General features: G+C 71.6%; 5 protein-coding genes. 3 read left to right on the plus strand and 2 right to left on the minus strand.

The window, feature by feature from the left end; all coding sequences use genetic code 11:
- Window positions 1-61: 61 nt before the first annotated feature.
- The gene (locus CSC71_RS15120; protein ID WP_162375210.1) at window positions 62-1,849 is read right to left on the minus strand and encodes a glycoside hydrolase family 15 protein; all 1,788 of its coding nucleotides are present in this window, start codon (window positions 1,847-1,849) and stop codon (window positions 62-64) included.
- The gene (gene otsB, locus CSC71_RS15125; protein ID WP_162375211.1) at window positions 1,846-2,610 is read right to left on the minus strand and encodes a trehalose-phosphatase; all 765 of its coding nucleotides are present in this window, start codon (window positions 2,608-2,610) and stop codon (window positions 1,846-1,848) included. The genes CSC71_RS15120 and otsB overlap by 4 nt, the downstream gene beginning before the upstream one ends.
- A 134-nt stretch (window positions 2,611-2,744) precedes the next feature.
- Here otsB and CSC71_RS15130 point away from each other — a divergent pair, with 134 nt between their 5' ends.
- The 3 genes from CSC71_RS15130 to CSC71_RS15140 all read left to right on the plus strand — a co-directional run.
- Entirely contained in the window at window positions 2,745-3,185 is a 441-nt protein-coding gene (locus CSC71_RS15130) for a DMT family transporter (protein WP_162375212.1), read from the plus strand.
- Window positions 3,185-3,727: a DNA-deoxyinosine glycosylase gene (locus CSC71_RS15135; RefSeq protein ID WP_162375213.1), complete on the plus strand. Its 543-nt coding sequence runs from the start codon at window positions 3,185-3,187 to the stop codon at window positions 3,725-3,727. Before CSC71_RS15130 ends, CSC71_RS15135 begins: the two co-directional genes overlap by 1 nt.
- Before the next feature lie 120 nt (window positions 3,728-3,847).
- Window positions 3,848-4,164, plus strand: a 317-nt coding sequence (locus CSC71_RS15140) for a biotin/lipoyl-containing protein (RefSeq protein WP_343037697.1), incomplete at its 3' end; no start/stop codon positions are given.

Consider the following 4,164-nt stretch of genomic DNA (forward strand, 5'->3'; position numbering starts at 1 on the left):
GCGTGGGGGCGGGCGGGGCGTCCTCCGCTGGTTCTTCGTTCCCCGTTCCGCGCTTCTGCCCTCACGATGCCTCCTGCCACGAGCGCGACAGCCGCATCGCGGCGCTGATCAGGCCGACGTGCGAATAGGTCTGCGGGAAGTTGCCCCAGCCTTCGCCGTCGTCGAACGCGGTGTCCTCCGACAGCAGGCCGAGCGCGTTGCGCCTTTGCAGCACGCGCTCGAACATCGCGCGCGCCTCGTCCTTGCGGCCGATCGCCACCAGCGCGTCGATGTACCAGAACGTGCAGATGGTGAAGCTGGTTTCGGGTTCGCCGAAGTCGTCCGGCGCGACGTAGCGGAACAGCGCGTCGCCGCGCTTGAGTTCGGCGCCGATCGCCTCGACCGTGGCGACGTAGCGCGGGTCGTCGTCGGCGACGAAGCCGATGTCGGCCAGCAGCAGCAGCGAGGCGTCGAGGTAGTCGCCTTCGAACGAAGCGCTGAAGCGGTTCGCCGCCGGCCGCCACGCGCGCTGCAGGGTCTTTTCGCGGATCGCGTCGGCGCGCTCGCGCCAGTGCGCGGCGCGCTCGTCCAGGGACAGCAGCGCGGCGATCTTCGCCAGGCGGTCGCAGGCGGCCCAGCACATCGCCGCGGTGTAGGTGTGCACCTCGGCGCGGCCACGGAACTCCCACAGCCCGGCGTCGGGCACGTCGTGCAGGGCGAAGGCGCGTTCGCCCAGCGGTTCCAGGCGGCGGAACGTGTCGGCGTCGCCGGGATCGGCCAGGCGCCGGTCGAAGAACAGCTGCGTCGAGGCCAGCACCACGCTGCCGTAGACGTCGTGCTGCTTCTGCACCCAGGCCAGGTTGCCGCGCCGCACCGGGCCCATGCCGCGGTAGCCGCGCAGGCCGTCCACCTCGGTTTCCTCCAGCCGCTCGGCGAAGTCGATGCCGTACAGCGGCTGCAGGCTGCCGTCGTGGGTGGCGATGTTGAAGATGTAGCGCAGGAACTCCTCCATGCTGCGGGTGGCGCCGAGGCGGTTCAGCGCGCGCACCACGAAGGCCGCGTCGCGCAGCCAGCAGTAGCGGTAGTCCCAGTTGCGCGCGGTGTCCGGCGCTTCCGGGATCGAGGTGGTCATCGCCGCGATGATCGCGCCGCTGTCCTCGTACTGGCACAGCTTCAGCGTGATCGCGCTGCGGATCACCGCCTCCTGCCAGTCCAGCGGTATCGACAGGTAGCGCACCCATTCGCGCCAGTACTCGGCGGTGCGGCCCAGCGCCTCGTCGACGTAGCCGGCGATGGAGCGCAGCAGCGATTCGTCCGGCCCCAGCACCAGGTGCGCGGCATGGGCCAGCACGAACGGCAGTTCCTCGCGGACGAAGCGCACCGGCACGTCGGTGGTCAGGCGCAGGGTGAAGTCGGGCAGCAGCCAGCGCATGTGGTTGCTGCCCCACGTGGTCTCGGGCATGCGCGCGCCCCAGTCGGCCAGCGGGCGTATGCGCACGCGGATGCGCGGGCTGCCGGACAGCGGTGCGATCCTGCGGATGATCGACACCGGCCGGTAGATGCGCGAGTTCTGCTTCCAGCGCGGGGCGAAGTCGAGGATTTCCAGCGAACCGCCGTGGCGGTCGTGCAGCACGGTGCGCAGGATCGCGGTGTTGGTCAGGTAGTGCTGCTCGCTGCGCTCGAAGTCCTCCAGTTCGATGCCGAAATAGCCGCCGTCGTGGTCGCGCGGCGACAGCAGGGCGCAGAACGCCGGGTCGCCGTCGAACGCCGGCAGGCAGCTCCACACCACGCTGCCGTTGCGGTCGACCAGCGCGCCGAAGCTGCCGTTGCCGATCGCGCCGAGGTCGAGGCTGGCGGTCGTCCGGCTCATGCGCGCTTGCCGTGGTTCGACGCCAGGTTCGCGCGCAGCCAGGCGTGCACCGCGCGCGGGTCGGGCAGGGCGTGGCTGGCGTGGCTGGGTTCGCGCGCGCCGACCAGCACGCTCCAGCCGCCCAGTTCGTTGGCGGCGGCGAAGCCGTATTCGTCGGTCAGGTCGTCGCCGACGAACACCGGGCGCCGTCCCCGGAACGGCGGGTGCGCCAGCAACGCGCGCAACGCACGCCCCTTGTCGACATCGGCGGGCACGATCTCGACGACGTGGTCGCCGGGCTGCAGGCGGTAGTCGGGCAGTTGCGCGGCGTGCGCCTGCGCCAGGTCGCGCAGCGCGCCGGCGCTGTGCGGCGCGTTGCGCCAGTGCAGGGCGACGGTGCCGCCCTTGTCCTCGACCAGCACGCCGGGATGGCGCTCGGCCAGCGCCAGCGCTTCGCGCTTGAACGCGTCGAGCGCGGTGGCGCCGCCGCGCGGCGCGGCTGGCGCACCGCGGAATTCCTGCCCGTGCAGGCCGGCCGCGGGCAATTGCAGCGGCGCGAACAGGTGGTCGATCTGCGCCAGCGGGCGGCCGCTGACCAGCGCCAGCGCGCCCTGCAGGCGGTCGCTGAGGCGCTCGATCGTCTCCAGCGCGCCATCCGGCAGGCCGGCCAGGTGCGGCTGCGGGGCGAACTCGAGCAAGGTGCCGTCCACGTCGAGGAACAACGCGCAATCGTCGTTCAACGCGGGCGGCGGCGGACGACGTGGGGAAGTCGTGGCGGCCATGCCTTTCATCATTCACGCGAATGCGCCCGAGCGCAACGTTGCGGCGCGTCGCGACGACCGCGCGCGGTGCGCGAATCGTTTATCTTGCGGGCCTTTCCGCAACATTCCGAGGCCTCGCGATGAATCCGGCAAACATGGCCCTGGCGGCCTTCATCGGCATGCTGTTGCCATTGCAGGCGCTGATCAACGCGGCCCTGGGCCGGCAGACCTTCGGCGCGCTGTTCGCCGCGCTGGCGTCGTTCAGCGTCGGCACGGCGGTGCTGGCGCTGTGGTGGCTGGCGACGCGCCCGGGCTTCGACGCCGCCGCGCTGGCGAAGGTGCCGTGGTGGGGCTGGCTGGGCGGTGCGATCGGTGCGCTTTACGTGGTCGGCGCGACGTTGCTGGTGCCGCGGCTGGGCGCGGCGTCGCTGATCTGCCTGGTCGTGTTCGGGCAATTGCTCGGTTCGCTCCTGCTCGACCACTACGGCGTGCTGCACGTGCGCCAGCCGATCGATTCCACCCGCGTCGCCGGCGCCGTGCTGGTGGCGATCGGCGCGCTGCTGGTGGTCAAGCCGTGGCAGACGCCCGCGGCCTGATGGCACGGGCCAGGCGCGAACCGTTGCGCGGCCTGCCGCCGGCAGTGGCGCCGGACTGCCGCGTACTGGTGCTCGGCTCGATGCCGGGCGCCGCCTCGCTGGCCGCGGCCAGCTACTACGCGCATCCGCGCAACCGGTTCTGGCCGCTGATGGGCGCGTTGTGCGCTTTCGATCCGCGGGTCGATTATCCGCGGCGCATCGCCGGGCTGCAGCGCGCCGGCGTCGGCCTGTGGGACGTGATCGGGCGGTGCGAACGCCGCGGCAGCCTCGATGCGTCGATCGTCCCCGGCAGCGAGGTGCCGAACGACGTCGTCGCCCTGCTCGAATCGCTGCCGCGGCTGCGCGCGGTCGCGTTCAACGGCGGCAAGGCGGCGCAGGCGTTCCGTCGCCACCTGCAGGGCGGATTGTCGCCGGCGCTGGCCGCGCGCATCGCCTTCCACGCCCTGCCCTCGACCAGCCCGGCCAACGCCGGTTTCGGCTTCGAGCGCCTGCTCGCGGCGTGGGGTGCGCTCGGCCTCGGTCGCGGCCGGGATCCGGCCTGAAACGATTCGCCGGCGTATCCTCCGGGCACCAAAGAGATACCAGTCGCCGCGGGGTTCGGCGCGACGCGCGGCGATGGCACAATAGCGATCCACTTTCGAATTTGTCCGGCGGAGTCCCCCATGGCTGAAGTCACAGAAGCCCGCGTTCCCGACATCGGCGACTACAGCGACGTGCCGGTGATCGAAATCCTCGTCTCCGTCGGCGACACGGTGAAGAAGGACCAGGGCCTGGTCACGCTGGAATCGGACAAGGCGACGATGGAAGTGCCGTCGTCGGTGGCCGGCGTGGTCAAGGAGATCAAGGTCAAGCTCGGCGACACGCTCAGCGAAGGCAGCGTGGTCGCGTTGATCGAGGCCGGCGAAGGTGCCGCCGCCGTTGCGCCCGCTCCGGCGCCGGCCAAGGTCGAAGCGCCGGCTCCCGCGCCAGCGCCTACCCC

This window comes from Pseudoxanthomonas sangjuensis (assembly GCF_010211755.1).
In the GTDB taxonomy this organism is placed as follows: domain Bacteria; phylum Pseudomonadota; class Gammaproteobacteria; order Xanthomonadales; family Xanthomonadaceae; genus Pseudoxanthomonas_A; species Pseudoxanthomonas_A sangjuensis.